General features: G+C 55.5%; 12 protein-coding genes and 1 tRNA gene. 4 read left to right on the forward strand and 9 right to left on the reverse strand.

The annotated features are described in order from the left end of the window. Window positions 1–25: 25 nt before the first annotated feature. A complete protein-coding gene (locus tag B5F38_RS09275; protein WP_087409010.1) occupies window positions 26–1,390 on the reverse strand; it encodes an NfeD family protein in 1,365 nt (454 codons plus the stop codon). Window positions 1,391–1,678: 288 nt separating this feature from the next. On the opposite strand from B5F38_RS09275, the gene B5F38_RS09280 reads away from it, so the two are divergent. Further along, on the forward strand, window positions 1,679–2,182 hold the full coding sequence (locus tag B5F38_RS09280) for an RNA polymerase sigma factor (RefSeq protein ID WP_025278265.1): 504 nt from the start codon (window positions 1,679–1,681) through the stop codon (window positions 2,180–2,182). A gap of 73 nt (window positions 2,183–2,255) precedes the next feature. Here the strand turns inward: B5F38_RS09280 and B5F38_RS09285 are convergent, their stop codons facing one another. Together B5F38_RS09285 and B5F38_RS09290 are read right to left on the reverse strand one after the other, a co-directional pair. Next, window positions 2,256–3,401 (reverse strand): hypothetical protein, encoded by a 1,146-nt coding sequence (locus B5F38_RS09285; protein WP_087409011.1) that lies wholly within the window; start codon window positions 3,399–3,401, stop codon window positions 2,256–2,258. Between the two features lie 7 nt (window positions 3,402–3,408). Continuing rightward, a complete protein-coding gene (locus B5F38_RS09290) occupies window positions 3,409–3,903 on the reverse strand; it encodes an outer membrane beta-barrel protein (RefSeq protein WP_143240957.1) in 495 nt (164 codons plus the stop codon). A gap of 230 nt (window positions 3,904–4,133) precedes the next feature. Between B5F38_RS09290 and B5F38_RS09295 the strand changes: the two genes are divergently transcribed. After that, window positions 4,134–5,372, forward strand: coding sequence for a multidrug effflux MFS transporter (locus B5F38_RS09295; protein ID WP_087409013.1), 1,239 nt, complete (start codon window positions 4,134–4,136; stop codon window positions 5,370–5,372). Window positions 5,373–5,511: 139 nt separating this feature from the next. Here B5F38_RS09295 and B5F38_RS09300 read toward each other — a convergent pair whose 3' ends face one another. From B5F38_RS09300 to B5F38_RS09325, 6 genes are all read right to left on the reverse strand, one after another. Continuing rightward, entirely contained in the window at window positions 5,512–9,369 is a 3,858-nt protein-coding gene (locus B5F38_RS09300) for a T9SS type A sorting domain-containing protein (RefSeq protein ID WP_087409014.1), read from the reverse strand. Between the two features lie 8 nt (window positions 9,370–9,377). Beyond that, on the reverse strand, window positions 9,378–10,259 hold the full coding sequence (locus B5F38_RS09305; protein WP_241147844.1) for a hypothetical protein: 882 nt from the start codon (window positions 10,257–10,259) through the stop codon (window positions 9,378–9,380). Window positions 10,260–10,746: 487 nt separating this feature from the next. Further along, window positions 10,747–11,361: a flavodoxin family protein gene (locus B5F38_RS09310; protein ID WP_087409016.1), complete on the reverse strand. Its 615-nt coding sequence runs from the start codon at window positions 11,359–11,361 to the stop codon at window positions 10,747–10,749. Between the two features lie 263 nt (window positions 11,362–11,624). After that, a tRNA-Pro gene (locus B5F38_RS09315) sits at window positions 11,625–11,700 on the reverse strand. Between the two features lie 116 nt (window positions 11,701–11,816). Next, entirely contained in the window at window positions 11,817–12,875 is a 1,059-nt protein-coding gene (aroB, locus tag B5F38_RS09320; protein ID WP_087409017.1) for a 3-dehydroquinate synthase, read from the reverse strand. A gap of 13 nt (window positions 12,876–12,888) precedes the next feature. Further along, entirely contained in the window at window positions 12,889–13,632 is a 744-nt protein-coding gene (locus B5F38_RS09325) for an HAD-IA family hydrolase (RefSeq protein WP_087409018.1), read from the reverse strand. A 136-nt stretch (window positions 13,633–13,768) separates the two neighbouring features. On the opposite strand from B5F38_RS09325, the gene B5F38_RS09330 reads away from it, so the two are divergent. Further along, on the forward strand, window positions 13,769–14,575 hold the full coding sequence (locus B5F38_RS09330; protein WP_143240958.1) for a hypothetical protein: 807 nt from the start codon (window positions 13,769–13,771) through the stop codon (window positions 14,573–14,575). Window positions 14,576–14,785: 210 nt separating this feature from the next. Continuing rightward, window positions 14,786–17,095, forward strand: coding sequence for a glycoside hydrolase family 31 protein (locus tag B5F38_RS09335; RefSeq protein WP_087409020.1), 2,310 nt, complete (start codon window positions 14,786–14,788; stop codon window positions 17,093–17,095). Window positions 17,096–17,108 lie beyond the last annotated feature (13 nt).

Genomic DNA, 17,108 nt, shown 5'->3' on the forward strand with positions numbered 1-17,108 from the left:
TTTATAGCGTTGTTGATTTCTCTTTTTATTTTACCTCAACCACATAGAGTTGAGCGTTCTCATACTTGACCACCCGCACGGTAGCTCCCTGCTCGATATAGCCGTGCAGGGCTACGGCGTCGAACTGGGTGCCGTCGATGACCACTTTGCCGGAGGGGCGCAGGATGGTAGCCGCCTCGCCCGTCTGGCCGATGTACTGTTGCAGTTCGGGCGGTACACCTATGTAGCCCTCGTCCTTATCCTGAGCCGAGTTCAGGGCCAGCCGGCCGATGGGGCCTTTGCTCGTGAGCTTTTTGAAGAAGAGGAGCAGCAACACGAAATAGATGATGAAGCCTGCGGAGACGGTGATGAGCCCGCGGCCTATCTCCCGGCCCGGGACGAACTCGAAGTCGAAGTTGACGTTCCCCACCAGTGCCAGCACGAGGGCTGCGAATATGAGTGTGAAACCCGAGATGCCGGCGATGCCGAAGCCCGGGATGACAAATATCTCGAAGATGAGCAGGATGACGCCCACGACGAAGATGAGAATCTCCCAGTTGGCTGCCAGTCCGTCGAGGTAGAGCGGGGCGAAGTAGAGTACGGCGGCGGTGCAGGCCACGGCAGCAGGCAGCCCTACGCCCGGGGTCTTCAGCTCCATGAAGATGCCGCCGAAGATGAGGGTGACCAGGATGGCCTGCAGCGCGGGGTTGGTGAGAAAGCCGGCAATCTCGTCGAAGAGCGAGGGCTCGAATTGCTCCAGTGTGTAGCGGTCGCGGTGCAGCTGTTGGGCGATGAGTTCGTCGACGCTTTCGACCGTCCCTTCGCAGTAGCGTTGGGCTATCGCCTCGCTGGCCGTGAGGGTGAGCACCTTGCCCGAGTCGCACAGGTGAGGCACCACGATGCGTTCGTCGACCATCGCCTCGGCAATGAGCGGATTGCGCCGCCAGTTGCCGGTCGAGTCTTTGCCATGCGCCTCGGCCGTGGCGCGCATGGTAGCGCGCATGTACGACTGGTATTTGTCGGGCATGGCGGCCCCCGTCTCGTTCACCACCGTGGCGGCCCCCATGCTGGCGCTGGAGCGCATGTAGATGCTGTCGCAGGCAATGGCGATGAGGGCTCCGGCCGATGCGGCGTTGTTGTCGACAAAGGCATAGACGGGCAGGGGACAGTTGAGGATGGCGGTGCGCATGGAGTCGGCATGTACGACGGTCCCGCCGTAGGTATTGAGCCTGAGAACGACGGCTTTGGCACCCTTTTCTTGCGCCTGGTGCAGACCGGTACGCAGGTATCGCCAGGTAGTGCTGCCAATCTCTTTATCTATATCTATCTGATATATAGTATCTTGTGCGCTCGCCGCAAAGAGATTAAGAAAGAATAAGATAAAAAAAATATTTTTGTGAAACTTTTTCATACGCGAAAGTGTTTATTGTCAGGAAACAAAATAAAAAGAGATAATAAACATGTTACAAAGTAAATAAAAAAATAATCAGAACCGATATTGTTGTGTTGTATTTTGCGAAAATAGATCTTTTTGAGCTCCCCTCGAGATTGTAGCAGGTCTCGAGGATGTTTTGGGAGAATGTTGGGATTTCAGACAGTAGTAGTTGATAGTGAATTTTCGGTGCATTTTCGTAATACAGAGTAGTAGTGAAAAGAGACAAAACACAAATTACAAAAATCATCAGAAAAATTATCAAATATGAGCTCTCTAAAATTTCAGGACCGATTGCTCGATCTGCAAGACAATCTGTTGAATTTTGCCTACATGCTTACGGCTAACCGGGAAGAGGCAAAGGATTTGCTCCAGGACACTACGCTCAAAGCCCTTGACAACGAGGATAAATATATCGACAATGTCAATTTCAAAGGGTGGGTGTTTACCATCATGCGGAATATCTTTATCAACAACTACCGCCGGGTGGTACGCAACCAGACGATTATCGACCAGACCGAAGATCTGTACCATTTGAATTTGCCTCAGGATTCGGGTTTCACTTCGCCCGAGGGGTCGTATACCGTGAAAGAGATTACCAAAGCCATCAACAGTTTCGGCGAGGAGTATCGTGTGCCTTTTGCCATGCACGTGGCGGGGTACAAGTACCACGAGATAGCCGAGAAGATGGACCTGCCGCTGGGTACGGTCAAGAGCCGTATCTTTTTTGCCCGGCAGCGGTTGCAAGAGATATTGAAAGATTATAAATAGCTACTGTATGGTGTTATGGGTCCAGGGAGGATTTACCTGTCCGGAAGACGCTCTGATAGCCGTTGTCGGTTGTTCAGAGCGTTTTTTCTGTGAGTAGTCGGGTGAGCCGGGCAATGTTGCGGGCGCTGTCGTATGGCTCGAGCAGGCGGATGCGCCGCTCGCGGGCCTGGTGGTCGAAGGGGCTCTTCAGTACCGTGGCTACGGCATGGCTCAAGGCCTGCGGGGTGTCGGCTACGAGGCAGGCCCGGTCGAGACCCGTGCCGACGAGCATCTTGCTGTTGACAATGCAGTGGCCCCCCGTGTAGAGGGCGTGGAGCAGTTTCAGCTTCAGGCCCGTGGGCTGGAAGGTGATGAGTACGTTGGCGGCCGCCTCGCCGATGAGGCGCTCCATCTCCTCGTCCGAGGGGTTGGCCACGAGCCGGGCTCCCGGGGTGGCGGCAATCTGGCGGGCCAGCCGGTCGGCGGGGTTCTTCCCGGCAAATACCCACGATGTGCCCGGGGTGGAGGGGACCACCTGTTGCAGCAGGTATTGGGCCGCTTCGATGTTCTCTTCGACCGAGAGGTTGCCGTGGTAGAGCATGTAGTCGCCTTTGGGCGAGAGGGGGGCCACCCGGTCGTGGGCCTGGAAGGCGGGCAGCCACAGCGTGGCGACTTGCGGATACTTCGAGGCGAAGTAGCAACGGTCGCTCTCGGTGATGGCCAGGATGGCGTCGGCGTGGGCGAGTATAGCCTCGTAGCGTTTCAGCCGGGTGGCCTCTATCCGGTAGTAGAGGCGGTGCCAGCCGGTGGCCTTGCGGGCCAGCCCGTCGTAGTATTCGTGTTCGACGTTGTGCATGCGCACCAGTTTGCAGCGGCTGGTCAGGCGAGGGTCGGCCAGGTGGGCGCAGCAGTGTATCCCCTCGAAGAGGATGGGGGCATCGTCGGCCAGCAGGTCGGTGAGCAGTTGCGACGACTGTCGGCTCGAGACGATGTAGGGGTCGACCGAGAACTGACGAGTAAACGAGCGGTTGCGCGGGTAGTAATAGACACGGTCGGCCACCTGGTCGAGCTGGGGTGCCTGCTGCCGGTCGTACTGGTAGGTATGCAGCAGCACTTCGTAGCCGGCGCTTTTGAGAGCCCGCAGCTTGTAGTAGATGTCGATTACACCTCCGTAATCGGGGGGAAAGGGCACCTGCAGCGATACCACATGAATGCGCAGAGGAGGCGACGACAACGGCATGGAAAAATCAGAATTTATACCCCAGACCGATGGATATGTTGGCCTGGTGGAACCGGTCGATAAAGATGTATTTACCCTCGATGTGGAGGTCGAGCCGTTGCGAAAGATTCATCTCGAAGCCGGCACCGGCATTGATGCCGAATTTGTTGATGGTGTTGGACAGTTCCTTGTCGGTCTGCAGGCCGCTGCCCCGCCAGCTCTGGAAGGTGATACCGGCCAGCGGGTAGAACGAGAAGCGTCCGGCGAAGGGTACCAGGTAGTGAACGTCGCCATTGATCTCGAGGTTGTTGCGCTTGTGGTTCGAAAAGGTATAGTTGACCGAAGGGGCTACCCGCCAGTTCCTGGCAATGGGCAGGTGGAGGAAGATACCCCCTTGAGCATTTTCGCTTTCGAACAGGTATCCGGCAGACACACCCAGGCTTTTGGTGTTGTAGGATTGGGCCTGGGCACCCGCTATGGAGAGCAGCATGACTGCCGCTAAAAGTCCTATTATTTTTTTCATCTTCAAAAGTTTGAGCAACAAATATACGGTATCTTTCCGGGAATATGAGCACCGGAAAGGAGAGAATAGGGTTAAATAAAAAAAATTTTTTCACGCATTCTCGCGGGGGACGACGGGGCGGGAGGTCTGGATGAAGGGGCAACCTTGAAAAAAGGTTAATAACCGGGTTGTCGGTGTAGAGATGTGGCTACATTCTTGGTAATTTTGTCACGGTTTTTAAAGGTAAAGTTATGAAAGGTAAAAATACAGGCCCCTTTTTATTTGTACTGTTAGGGGCATTGACGGCCTTCGGTCCCTTTGTGACCGACATGTATCTGCCCAGTTTGCCGTCGATGGTGGGCTATTTCAACACGCAGGCTTCGATGGTTCAGTTGGGCCTCACGTCGAGTATGATCGGGTTGGCTTTGGGCCAACTCTTTTTCGGTCCGTTGAGCGACCGCTACGGCCGTCGCTCGCCGCTGCTGGCCGCCATGGCACTCTTTATCGTGTCGACGGTGTGCTGTCTGCTATCGACCTCGATCGAGAGCTTCATCTTCTTCCGTCTGATACAGGGTGTGGCCGGAGCCGGCGGTATCGTGGTGTCGCGCTCCATTGCTACCGACCTCTTTACGGGTAAGGATCTGGCCAAGGCGATGGCCATCATCGGAGCCATCAACGGGGTAGCACCTGTCGCTTCGCCGGTGTTGGGCGGATTCCTTACCGATTCGATCGGGTGGAAGGGTATCTTCATGGTGCTCCTGGTTATCGGCTTTTTGCTGTTGCTGGGTAACCTCTATTTCAAGGAGTCGCTGCCGGTCGACCTCCGCAAGCGGGGCAGCGTGAAGGGGTTGCTGACCACCTTCGGGACGGTGCTGCGCAACCGGCGGTATCTCTACTATGTGCTGCAGATGGGCTTTGCCATGGGTGTGCTCTTCGCCAATATCTCCTCTTCGCCCTTCATCATGCAGCAGCACTACGGCTTTTCGGCTTTCGAGTTCAGCCTCTTTTTCGGCATCAATGCCCTGGCTATCGGGGTGGCTGCCGGGCTGTCGGTGAAATTCAGCAATCCCGAGCACGCCATGTTTGTCGGGTGTGTGGGCATGACTCTGTTGTCGGCCATCGAGTTTGCGGCCCTTGGCCTGGGGTGCAGCTTTGCGGTGTATGAGGCATTGCTCTTCCTGCTGCTCTTTGCGCTGGGACTCACCTTCACGGCCAGCACGACGCTGGCCATGGATTGCGAGCGGGCCAACTCGGGCACGGCTTCGGCCCTCTTCGGGGCTGCCGGGTTCGCTTTCGGCGGCATCGTCTCGCCCCTGGTAGGGTTGGGCGACATTCTCACGACCACGGGGCTCATCTTCTTCGTCTGCTCGCTCTGTTCGCTGGGCTTTGCCGTGTTGGCCTTGCGCCAGACCCACACGGGGCTGTGGCACAGCTTCAAAGTCCGGTTGATTCCGGTTGTGCGGCTGGATTTCCTGCGCCGTTCGAAGTAGCGGGTGTCGCGTTGTAGAATCCTTTGGTATATATAAACTGCAAGGGGTTGTGCCCGATTTCGTATCGGCACAACCCCTTGAGGGTTTTAAGAGAGGCCCGGCCGTCGCACGACGGCCGGATTGCTATTGAAAAAAGTGGTTATCTCTTGATTACCTTCACGGCCTTGCCGTTGTTTACTTTCACGAAGTAGATGCCGCTGGCCAGATCGGCGAGGTCGATCGAAACCGTGTTGGCTCCTACGTTAGCTACTCGCATTACTTGAGCACCGGCTATGTTGTAAACCTCGACAGTCTCTATTTCGGCAGCAGCCGAGATGTGGATGAGACCGGTCGTGGGGTTGGGAGCGATGCGGGTAACGACAGCCATATTCTCGATACCGGTGTAGACGCTGTTGAGTACGAGCGACTTCTTGGCCGGGGTGATGCAGCTGTTGTCGGAGGTAGGCATGGCCCATACCGACAGGCGTTCGCCCGAGTTAGAAACGGCGTAGAGGTTACCGGCATAGTCAAACTCGAAGTCGTTGACATAGCCACCCATTTCGGGCATCACAATCTTGAACTCTTCGGTTACTTCGGGGATACCCTCTTTCATCTTGTAGGAGTATATGCCTACGCCACCGTTGACACTCAGAGCCACGAGCGACTCTTTCTCGTTGACGGCCAAAGCACCGTTTTGCGACGATTCGCTGATGATGTTCGGTTCGGCCGAGTTGAATACGGCATCACCGTATTGGTCGCTGTAATAGAACATACAGGGGTTGGCGGTAGAGTTACTGCCGGCACCGCGGTAGCTGGCTGCCCAGTAACCGGTCGAAACGGGTACCACGCTGCTGTTGTCGTTGCCTACATAGCTGCTGGCCGCCTTCGACTCGTTGGGAGCGGCCGTCCAGGTGTTGCTCTCGCCGATGTTGTAGACGTTGACAAACTTCTTCCACGAGCTGCCCGATGCCGTTTTGTCTATGGCATAGAGTTGGGTCGAAGCACCTTCGCCACGCACGCCCACAGCGGTGATTTGTCCGCATACGTAGGTACCGTCGATCGAGAGGCTGCCTGCGTTGTTGGTAGCACCCGGGAACAGGGTAGTGATTTCGAAGGTCTCGGGATCCATGTAGTAGATACCGGCGTTATCGGCGCTGGCGTCGCACAGGAATACACGTCCGTCGGCTGCTACGGCAGCTTTGCGGGGACCCATACCGGTGCTTCCGCTCCACGAGATGGTGCCCTTGTAGGCGGTAGAGCCTTGGTTGGTGATGTCGCTGATGTCGGCACCGAGTACATATACGCCTACGCTCGAGGTTTGTGCTTGTGCGGGGTTACCGGCGCTGACGGTACCGGCTGCGGTATTGGTCACGTAGATGCGTCCGAAGTAGTCGCTCTCGGGCGATTTGTCGATGGCTACACCGTAGGGGGCGTAGTATTGATAGAGAGCGCTGTCGTCGGAAACCTTGGTGAAGCGGGTCACGTTGTCGGCCGTAGCCTTGATGCTCCAGTTGAGTTGCTCGGCAGGCAGTTCGGTGCGGCTGATGGTGGTTTCGTTTTCACCTTTTTCCAGAGCACCCAGCGAGATGGTCTCTACCGTTTCGCCGCTCTCGGGATTGGTGAGGAGCAGGTCGACGGCCGTAGCGTCTTCGTTGAGTTTGAAGTGGATGGTGTAGCTGCTTTCGCTCTCGGTGTAGGAGAGGTCGTAGGCATAGATACGGGCCGGCGATGCGGCTTGTTCTACCCCCTTGGTGGTGTAGCGTACCACGTCGTTGCCTACCATCAGGTAGAGGTCGATGTCGGCATTGTCGACTACGCCTGCACTGCTCATCGGCAGCAGTTCGCTCGAGGTGATGGCAGCCTCGGTATCGCCTACGTTCTGGGCGTGGTCGATGCCGTTGGTTACATCGTACAGACGAACTTTATAGGAGTAGGTGCCTTCGTTCTCTTCGCAGACGGGAGCACTCATGTAAATCTTGTCGGCATAGCGGAAGTAGTTGGCACCCTTCGATTCAACCGGAATATCTTCGGAGAATTCGGCCAGGATGACACCCGTTTCGCTCATCCAGTCGATGATGAACTCTTGCGGCTTGGTGATGGTACCGTCGATGATGAAGCGGCTCTTGGCCAGGGGCGAGAGTACGATTTGGGCGGCTTCGCCGATTTGGGGAGCGGTAAAGTCGGCATTGTTTTTCTGGTAGCCAATCCACTCGCCGTTCTTGAAGTTCCAGCAGAGGTAGCGCATGTCGTAGTCGGTGGTCCAGTCGTTGCCGGGGTGCGAGTCGAAGTAGAGTTGGAACTCGTCGCTCGAGCCGCTCACGGCAATGGTGTTGGCAATGAAGTTGGAGTTGTTGTTGCCCGATGCGGCCAGGCTGTTGCTGGTATTGGTGGCCAGGGTAGCCAGCACGACGGGCTTGGCATCCTCGAGAGCGGTAGTCTCGTCGCCTTGCCATTTGTATACGTAGAAGTCGCCCGTCTGGTATGCGTTGTTCTCTTTACCGATGATGGTCGAGTTGGTACCGATAATGGCACCGTCGGTGGTGAAGCCGATGTCTGAGAGGACGTAGGGCATGGTCTTACCGTTGTAGCCTTCGGTCACGATACCCTCGGTGCTCATCTCTTTGATGAGGGCTCCCGTGGCGGGGTCGAGTACCATCAGCTTGGGAGCCTTGTCGGCATCGACAGCCAGCACATAGTATTTGTTGTCGCGCAGGATAGCCCGACGTACGGTGAGGCCCTCGAGAGCAGCCACGTCGTTGAGCTCGAGGTCTTTGGTGAAGTTGTAGTAGCCGGCAGCGGCAATATCGCCATCCTGTTCTGGGTGCGGATAGTCGAGTACCTCTTCTACCACCTCTTCGTCAGAGGGTTCCTCGTGCTCGAGGTCGGTCAGGCGTTGGTTGATAAAGGCCGTTTCGTTGGCCACCACTTCGATGGGCTCGGTCTCGGGCCAGAAGCCTTCGATGTCGAATACCAGATTGTAGGTACCGGGCTCGAGGTCGGTGAATACGAATACACCGTTATACTCGTTGTCGGTGGTGTATCGGGCAACCTCCTGGCCGTCGGCATCCTGCAGAACCACGGTCACGTTGTTGAGCGGTGCATAGGCGTCGACCGAGTTTACCTTGTAGTTATACAGGTCGTTTTCGAGGCTGTTGTATTTGTCTTTCACGGTACCCATGATGCAGCCCTGCGTCTCGCTGTTGTCGCCAAACCAGGCCCGGATGGCCCGCGCGTAGCGTACGCCCTCTTGCTTGCAATAGTCTTTGTTGAGCAGGCGTTGACGCTCGGGTTGGTAGGTGTGGAAACACCCTTCGCTGAGGAACCCGTCGCAGCCGTGTTTCAGCACGCCCAGATAGCCGGTGTAGCCCATGCTGTTGGCCGATGAGCTGCCGTAGAACGAGATGTCGCCCCGGCTGTTGTTCGACGTTTCGCTGGTATAGGCCGATTTGTAGGTGATGTCGTTTTTGTTGACATACTGCCAGGCATCGAGAGCCATCTCGCGGGCATTGGTCAGACCGTTGCCCGAGGCATTGTCGGTACCGCGGTAGAGCAGCAGCGGGTAGTTGGTGCTGGTGCCTTCGGTGGCCGCATTACTGTGTATCGAGATGAAGTAGTCCATGTTGTTGGCCTCGACATCTTGCGTGATTACCGAGAGGGTAACCAGTTGTTGCGTGCCGCTTTCGCCGGGTTGAGTCTCGGTATATTGGTCGTTTTCGGTTCTGTTCTTGTCACCCTCGGCAACCACTCCGTTTACGGTACGCGACATCCGTACGTATCCCACACCGGCTTTTTCGAGCTCGTCTTTCAGCGAGAGAGCCTTAACCAAGTTGGTGTTGGTCTCGAAGAAACCGAGCGTGTCTAATTGTGCATAGTTGATGGTGGCCATGGGGCGGTCGTTGGGTCCCCAGCCGCCGTGTCCCGGGTTGATGTATATACGAGCTTCGTTCAGGTCGCTTGCGCTGGCCGACAGGGCCAACACTACACCCAAACCAGTTCCAAGAAGTTTATTGAGTTTCATGGTGATAATTATTTAGAGGTTGCGACTTTCATTAAATAAATTTCTCCGTTTTGAGTGGTATAAACAATTTTCGAAGCATCGTCCGATGCCGAAGGATACATGCAGATTTGCGATTGGTCGGTCAAAGCCGTGCGGTTTGTCCCCTGAGCCGTAACGGCAAATATTTGCGAGTAGGTCACAACTTCGCCGTTGTCGTAGTCGACCATGCCTACTACCCAGTCGTTGCCCATCCATACCGGGGCGCGCAGGGTGCCCAGCGAAACGGGGTTGGAGCCGTCGATGTTGCAGACATAGGCTTTGGCCTCGTCGATGACGTAGTAGAGCAACTTGCTGCCGTCGGGCGAAACCGAAGGCCACAGATAGCCCACGTTGGTGCCGTTGGGCGAAAGTTGGCGAGTCTTGCCGTTGACGGTGATGTAGAGTTGGCTGTTTTTGATGCTGGGGATAGCCGGAACCGTTTTCAGTCTCTCGCCCGAGAGCCGTTTGGTCACCAGTTTGCCATTGTTTACGGCCAGCACCGTACCCCCTTCGACGCTCACCCCTTCGAGGTTGCGGGTCGGTTTGATCAGTTGCTTGGTCTCACCGGTTTTCAAGTCGAGGCTTTTCAGCGAAGAGTAGCGCAAGCGGCCTTTGTATTCGCTTGTGCGGTAGACAATCATCGAGCCGTCGCCGGCAAATTGTGCGTTGAAGCCTGCGCTGCGGTCGTTGGTGATAGTGGAGAGCTCGCCGGTGGCGAGATCGAATTTTCTTAACCCGCTCATGTCGTCGCCGGTTACCAGAATATAATCTCCCTTGGGACTTATTTTCGGGAGAAATGCGCCTTGCCCGTCGAGTTTGAGAGCTTGGGTACTGATTACCTCAATCCCTTGAGCGAAAATCAGTTGACTCATAAAAACGAGTACTCCTAAAAATGTTTTTCTCATAACGATTAAAATTACATGGTTTGATATAGATTATTAAGGATAATTTAGTGTCGTTTCGAGTCTTTGTGTTTCTTTCAGATATTCAAAAGTAGTAAATTTTCTGGTAGAAGTTCGCTTTTTAAATATAAAAAGTGTTTCCAATATATAATTAAAATAAAAGCGTAATTGAGACGATTCCTTGTTGATGAGGGGGTTATCTCGAGTTGGAGTGTTTCATGATAGATAAAGTAGGCCTTTTAGGGCTCTCTTCAAAGGGAGGGGACAGGGGCTGTATGGGACGGCTCGATTCTGTTTGCTGCCGAAAAAGAGAGTCCAGAATTTTGCCCGGGTATTTAGACAAAATTCTGGACTCTCTTCTCTATCGGTTACAAGCGGGGGGTGTCGGCATATTGCTCTACTATGTAATATTTATATAATGTAGCGGGCCCCAGTCGGGACCGATGAGGAGAATGTATTAGCGGATGAAGTGGGTCGGCGTCCACGGCTCTTGCTCGGGAATGGGTTCTCCGCCCTGCTTCAGGTTCTTCAACATCCACGCCATGTTGCGGCCCAAGGTACGCATGGTTTGCAGCCCCTCGATGTCTTGCGAGGCCTCGCCCGGAGTGCGGCCGTGCACGCTGTTCCAGTATTGCGACGAGACTACCGGCATGTTGTTGATGGTAAAATATTTGTTCAGCCGGTCGAAGGTGGCGCTGGCTCCTCCGCGGCGGCACACGGCAACCGCGGCTGCCGGCTTGTAGGCCAGCAATGATCCGGCGGAGTAGAACAGGCGGTCGAGCAATGCGCACAGCGAACCATTAGGACCGGCATAATAGACCGGCGACCCTATCACGATGCCGTCGGCACCCTCCAGCTGTTCTCTCACCCGGTTGTACAATTCGTCATTGAATACGCACCGGCCCAACTCTCTACAGCGTCCGCAGGCGATGCACCCTTGAACCGCCTTGGCGCCGATGGATACGATTTCGGTTTCGATACCATTGGCTTCCAAAGTCTTGGCTACTTCCGACAAGGCAATGAAGGTATTCCCCTCTTTATGGGGGCTTCCGTTAATCAGTAAAACTTTCATAGTGTTTGTTTTTAGCTCTACAAAAATAACTCTTTTGCGCCTGTTTCGAAATAGATAGATTGTGGATAGTTGTACCCGCATATGAATGTTTTGCATTTCTACCGGTCTTTGCCGATTGCAATCAAAAGTAGGAGTAGGGTATGAATTTCAGAGTATCGGTGTTGTTCCCTTCCCCCTTATGCAGCCCTCCCGCGGGGTGCGGGTTAGGCGTGGATAAAAAGAAAAGGCTTGATAATCACTTGATTATCAAGCCTTTCATTCAGTCGGGGTGACAAGATTCGAACTTGCGACCACACGCCCCCCAGACGCGTACTCTAAACCGGGCTGAGCTACACCCCGCTGATTTGGTGATGCAAAAGTAGCTCTATTTTTTACAATGACAAAATTTTTGTGGACTTTTTTTGCAACTTTTTTTGCTGTTTCTCATAACTGATTGTAAATGAGAGTAGATAAATTTATAATTTAAACAGGTCGCGATAGAGGTCGAAGGCAACAAATATCTCTTCCTTGTCGGCATGCTGGTCGATAACGGGGTGACCGATGGCCTGCAAGAGGGTAAAATTGATGTGTCCGGCCTCGTTTTTCTTGTCGTGGGTCATCAGTTCGTAGAGGGTTTCGTAGTCTTTGCAGGTGATGGCAAAGGCTCCGTAGTGGCGGTAGATGTATTGGGCCAGGCCGGTGATGAGGTCGGAAGGGAATCGCAGGTAGTGGTGCGAGAGCAGCAGCTCGCACACGAGTCCCCAGGCTACGGCATAGCCGTGGGGGATGGGCGTACCCCGTCGGTGCGACAGGCTCTCGAAGGCATGTCCTACGGTGTGCCCCAGGTTGAGGGCCTTGCGTATGCCGGTCTCGAGGGGGTCTTGGGCAACGATGCGCTGTTTCACCTGCACCGACTCTTCGAGCAACCGGAGCAGACGGTCCCAGTCGGGGGCCGCGAGGTCGAAGTCGAGCAGGGCCCGGTAGGAGTCCGGGCTGTCGATGAGGGCATGCTTCAGCATCTCGGCATAGCCCGAGAGCAGCTCTTCGTGGGGCAGGGTGTGGAAGAACCGGGTGGAGATGATTACGGTATCGGCCGGACGGAAGGCGCCGATTTCGTTTTTCAGTCCGTTGAAGTTGACGCCGGTCTTTCCACCTACGGCCGCATCGACGGCGCCCAGCAGGGTCGTGGGCATGTTGATAAACCGGATGCCCCGTTTGAAGCAGGCGGCGGCAAATCCGCCCAGGTCGGTGACCATACCCCCGCCCAGATTCACGAGTAGCGACTTGCGGCTGGCCCCGTGGCGGCTCAGTTCGTCCCACACGTGGGCGAGAGCCTCGAGGGTCTTGTGTGTGTCGCCCGCCTCGATGTCGATGTAGCGGGTCGATGGGGGGAGCGACTCGGCCACCAGGGGCAACGACAGGGCCCGGGTGTGGGTGTCGCAGAGGACAAAGAGGTTGTCGGGGGCGATGCGTTCGATTTCACGAGTGAGTGCCTCGCCGGGTTGTGCGGTAAATATCAGTTTTTGCGGCTCCATAGGGCAAAGGGGGTTATCGGTTGGTGGTACGCAGGATTTCGATGAGGTGGTCTACCCGGTCGGCAAAGTCGGGCATGGAGGGGTACACCAGGTCGGCACCGGCCTCGGTGAGGGCCTGGGCCTCGATGGGTCCGGTATCGACGGCTACGGTGAATACCCGGGCGGCAGCACCGGCCGTGACACCCAACGGGGCGTTTTCGATGACAATGGCCTCGTTGGCCTTGACGCCGGCCTTGGTCAGCCCCATCAGGTAGGGCTCGGGGTTGGGCTTGCCTATCTTCACATCGAAGGCCGTCACCTTGCAATCGGGGGCAAATACCCCGGGATAGTCACGGTCAAGGCGGTCGAGCAGCGAGCTCTGTCCCGACCCGGTGACGAGCACGGGGCGTATGCCGTTGGCCAGGAGGCGTTGCAGCATGCGGTCGGCACCCGGCATGGGGACAATTTCGGGCAGTTCGGCAAAGATTCTCTTCTTGATGTCGTAGATGCGGGCGCACTCCTCGTCGGAGAGATGCCGGTCGAATTGCTTCTCGAACAGGCAGCGTATGGTGCTGCTGCTCGTCCGGCCTTCGTGGAGGTAGAACTCGTCGCGGGTACAGCGGATGCCCATGGGCGTGAGGGTGCGATACCAGGCCTCGACGTGATTTTTCATCGAGTCGTAGAGCACGCCGTCCATGTCGATGAGAGCGGCCTTGGGGTCGATGCACGCGGCGTTATGTTTGATCAGGTAGTTTTGGATAGCTTCAATTTCGCACATCTTCTATCGGTAGTTTGTTTATACAAAAATAGAGTTTTTGAAATAATTTGCCAAAGAGGAAATTTGTGAATGCTTCGATTTATCTTTTGATTATAAAATAGCATTCACTATTTTTGTGAAAAATTATAGTTGAGATATGAAGACAGTTATCAGAAAATGGTTCCCGGCTTGTGCATTGAGCGTGCTTCTGTGTGCTTGCGGGAGCAACGTAGCCGACGGCGACTATGCCGGCGCGTTCAAAGAGTATGTAAAATCGGAACTGAAAGCCGGTACGTGGGTTTTGTCGGCCGATGAGGGGTTGACCCCCGACCAGGTCGATTCGATTCAGGTCGAGGCCCTGCACGAGGTGACTATTGCCGACAGCCTCCGGGCCGGTCGTCAAGCGGCAATCGATACCTATGTATCTACCGAGCAACAGTTGAAATACGAGATGGAGGTGGCCGAGCACAACTACAAGCTCGACGAGAACAGCCAGTTTGCCCGCCGGGCCGACTATGCCCGCAAACTGCAGGAGGCCCAGCGTGCCCATGGCAACGACCGCAACTATGCCTCGAAAATCGAGGGCTACAAACTGGCCATGGAGCGTTTGCCCGAAAATCACGAGGCCTATGTGAAATTCGACAAGGAGCGCGACTTCTCCTACATCCGTAAATACGAAGAGGCCAAGGCGGCTTACGACCAGTTTGTGGGCGTGAACGTCGAGGACTATATCGGGTCGTACGAGTCGCTGGCCCAGTATGCCGGTCGCGATACGGCCGAGGTGTTGGGCACCGTGGCCCGGGTGGAGTTTATCACCCCCGACGGTTATCAGTCGGCCGTGGTGCTGTTTAACGAAAAACCGACCTTTGTCAAAGCTATCCTTACCGATTCTGAAGCGTTGGAAGACGACGATACGGTGGGCGATGCCGCAGAGTATGACGCCGAGCTGGAGTCGGAAGATTGACGCTCGCCGTTGCCGATAACGCATTGTAACAGCATGTACCGAGGCTACCCCTTCGCGGGGGTGGCCTCTTCTTTTTCTATTTATTTTTATTCTCTTTGAGTCTGTTAGGCTACACGGCGAAATTTTTTCAAAAGGCCTATAAGGGTTGGTTGCCTTTTTTTTGTCATAAAAGTGTAATGACCTTAAACATCTATTTAAATTTATAGATTCATGAATCACATTAAAAAAATGCTCCTAAGTGCCGCCACTCTTCTGCTCTCGTTCGGAGGCTGGGCACAAAACAATCCGGTAGCCAACGAGGCCGCCATTGTCCAATCGGGAAACATGCGTTTCACGGTGTTGACTCCCGAAATGATTCGTATCGAATACAGCGAAAAGAAACAGTTCGAAGATCGGGCTTCGTTTGTGGTCATCAACCGCAACTTGCCGGTACCCCGTTTCACGCAAGAAGAGCGTGACGGTTACCTCTATATCACGACCGACAAGCTGGAGCTGCAGTACAAGTTGGGTACCTACCCGGTGAACAATGACCGTTGCGACCACAACCTGCAGATAGCCTTCGAGGTGAATGGTGCCGAAGAGGTGTGGTATCCCGGGAAAGAGGACCCCTATAACCTGAAAGGTACCACCCGTACCCTCGACAATGCCGAGGGCGATGTGCGCGAATGGCTCGAGAACGGTTTGCTGTCGCGGTCGGGCTGGGCGGTAATCGACGAGCGCGAGCCCCGCAAGGATGGCAGCCTGAGCCTGATGTTCGAGAAAGACCCCGACGGGGGTATGGACTGGGTGGCCCAACGCAAAGACCCCAACTCGCTGGACCTGTATTTCATGGGCTACGGTCACGACTACAAGCGGGCTTTGTACGATTTCACCCGCATTGCCGGTAAAATGCCGTTGCCTCCGCTCTACGTCTTTGGCTACTGGTATTCGAAATATCAACGCTATACCGAGCAGGACATGCGGGATATTGTGAACGACATCCGTTCGCGCGACATCCCCATGGATGTGCTCGTCATCGATATGGACTGGCACCGCAACGGCAAGACCGGCGATACCAACGGTACCGAGTGGACCGGCTGGAGCTGGAACAAGGAGCTCTTTCCCGACCCGGCCGGCTTTATCGCCTGGTTGCACGAGCAGCACCTCAACACGACGCTCAACCTGCACCCGGCCGATGGTGTTTTCCCTAAAGAGGATAACTACGAGGCTTTGTATGCCGACTTGTCCAACCGCTATTCCGACATCACGGCCGACAGCCTGACCAATGCCGACGGTACCATCCGCTGGAATATCGAGAACAAAGATTTCTACGAAGCCTTCTTCGAGCACATTCTGCGCCCGCACGAGAATATCGGCGTCGATTTCTGGTGGGTCGACTGGCAACAATGGATGATTGCCCAGAACGAACCCAACCTGGGCAACACCTTCTGGTTGAACCATGTCTTCTTCAACGACAAGAAGCTGCAAGGCAAGGACCGTCCCTTCATCTTCCACCGCTGGGGCGGACTGGGCAACCACCGCTATCCTATCGGATTCTCGGGCGACTCGCATTCGACCTTCTCGTCGTTGGCCTTCCAGCCCTATTTCACCGCTACCGCCTCCAATGTAGGCTATGGCTACTGGAGCCACGACATCGGCGGCCACATTCAAGACTGGCCCAACAACTCCGAGCTCTACCTGCGTTGGATTCAATACGGCGTGTTCTCGCCCATCTTGCGCACCCACTCGACGGCTGCCGGCCACATCGAGCGCCGTATCTGGAAATATGAGAACTTCGAGCAGATGCGCGATGCCATCTATCTGCGCTACGCCCTTATCCCCTATATCTATACGATGGCCCGCTGGTCGTACGACACGGGCGTAGGCATCTGCCGCCCCATGTACTACGACTATCCCGAGGCCGACGAGGCCTACCGCTACGAGGGTCAGTACATGTTTGGCAACGACATTCTGGCTGCCCCCATCACGGCTACCGACAACGGTACGAACCAGAGCGAGAAGACCATCTGGCTGCCCGAAGGCAAGTGGTACGAGGTGATGACCGGCCAGGTGCTCGACGGCGGTCGTGTGGTGACGCGCACCTTTACCCGCGACCAGATTCCCTACTACTATCGCGAGGGGGCTATCGTGCCGCTCTACCCGCGCATCATGCACCTGAAGGAGCGCCCCGAAACGCTGATTCTGCAATTTGCTCCGGGTGCCGAGGGTGAGTTCAACTTCTACGAAGATGCCGGCAACAGTGCCGACTACGAAACCGCCTATACCTTTACCCGCATCACCCAGCAGAGCGACGGAGAGAAGACCGTCTGCACCATCTATCCGCGCACCGGCTCGTTCGAGGGCATGCCTCAGTCGCGCTCTTATCGCCTCGAGATTCTGGCTCGCGACGAGGCTCCTGCCCGGGTAACATACGCCGACGGTACGGCTGCCGACTATGAATACGACGCCGAGGGTAAGAAGATTGTCATCTCGGTACCCGCTACGGCTTGCAGCGAAACCATAACCCTCACCGTTGAATAAAAGGAGGAGGCGG

The sequence above is a fragment of the Barnesiella sp. An22 genome, from assembly GCF_002159975.1.
GTDB classification, from domain to species: Bacteria; Bacteroidota; Bacteroidia; order Bacteroidales; family Barnesiellaceae; genus Barnesiella; species Barnesiella merdigallinarum.

Bases quoted from the DNA above. Each gene is read 5' to 3' on its own strand.
- B5F38_RS09275 (WP_087409010.1), bottom strand. From the start codon at position 1,390: ATGAAAAAGTTTCACAAAAATATTTTTTTTATCTTATTCTTTCTTAAT.
- B5F38_RS09290 (WP_143240957.1), bottom strand. From the start codon at position 3,903: ATGAAAAAAATAATAGGACTTTTAGCGGCAGTCATGCTGCTCTCCATA.
- B5F38_RS09285 (WP_087409011.1), bottom strand. From the start codon at position 3,401: ATGCCGTTGTCGTCGCCTCCTCTGCGCATTCATGTGGTATCGCTGCAG.
- aroB (WP_087409017.1), bottom strand. From the start codon at position 12,875: ATGGAGCCGCAAAAACTGATATTTACCGCACAACCCGGCGAGGCACTC.
- B5F38_RS09335 (WP_087409020.1), top strand. From the start codon at position 14,786: ATGAATCACATTAAAAAAATGCTCCTAAGTGCCGCCACTCTTCTGCTC.
- B5F38_RS09330 (WP_143240958.1), top strand. From the start codon at position 13,769: ATGAAGACAGTTATCAGAAAATGGTTCCCGGCTTGTGCATTGAGCGTG.
- B5F38_RS09280 (WP_025278265.1), top strand. From the start codon at position 1,679: ATGAGCTCTCTAAAATTTCAGGACCGATTGCTCGATCTGCAAGACAAT.
- B5F38_RS09300 (WP_087409014.1), bottom strand. From the start codon at position 9,369: ATGAAACTCAATAAACTTCTTGGAACTGGTTTGGGTGTAGTGTTGGCC.
- B5F38_RS09310 (WP_087409016.1), bottom strand. From the start codon at position 11,361: ATGAAAGTTTTACTGATTAACGGAAGCCCCCATAAAGAGGGGAATACC.
- B5F38_RS09295 (WP_087409013.1), top strand. From the start codon at position 4,134: ATGAAAGGTAAAAATACAGGCCCCTTTTTATTTGTACTGTTAGGGGCA.
- B5F38_RS09305 (WP_241147844.1), bottom strand. From the start codon at position 10,259: ATGAGTCAACTGATTTTCGCTCAAGGGATTGAGGTAATCAGTACCCAA.
- B5F38_RS09325 (WP_087409018.1), bottom strand. From the start codon at position 13,632: ATGTGCGAAATTGAAGCTATCCAAAACTACCTGATCAAACATAACGCC.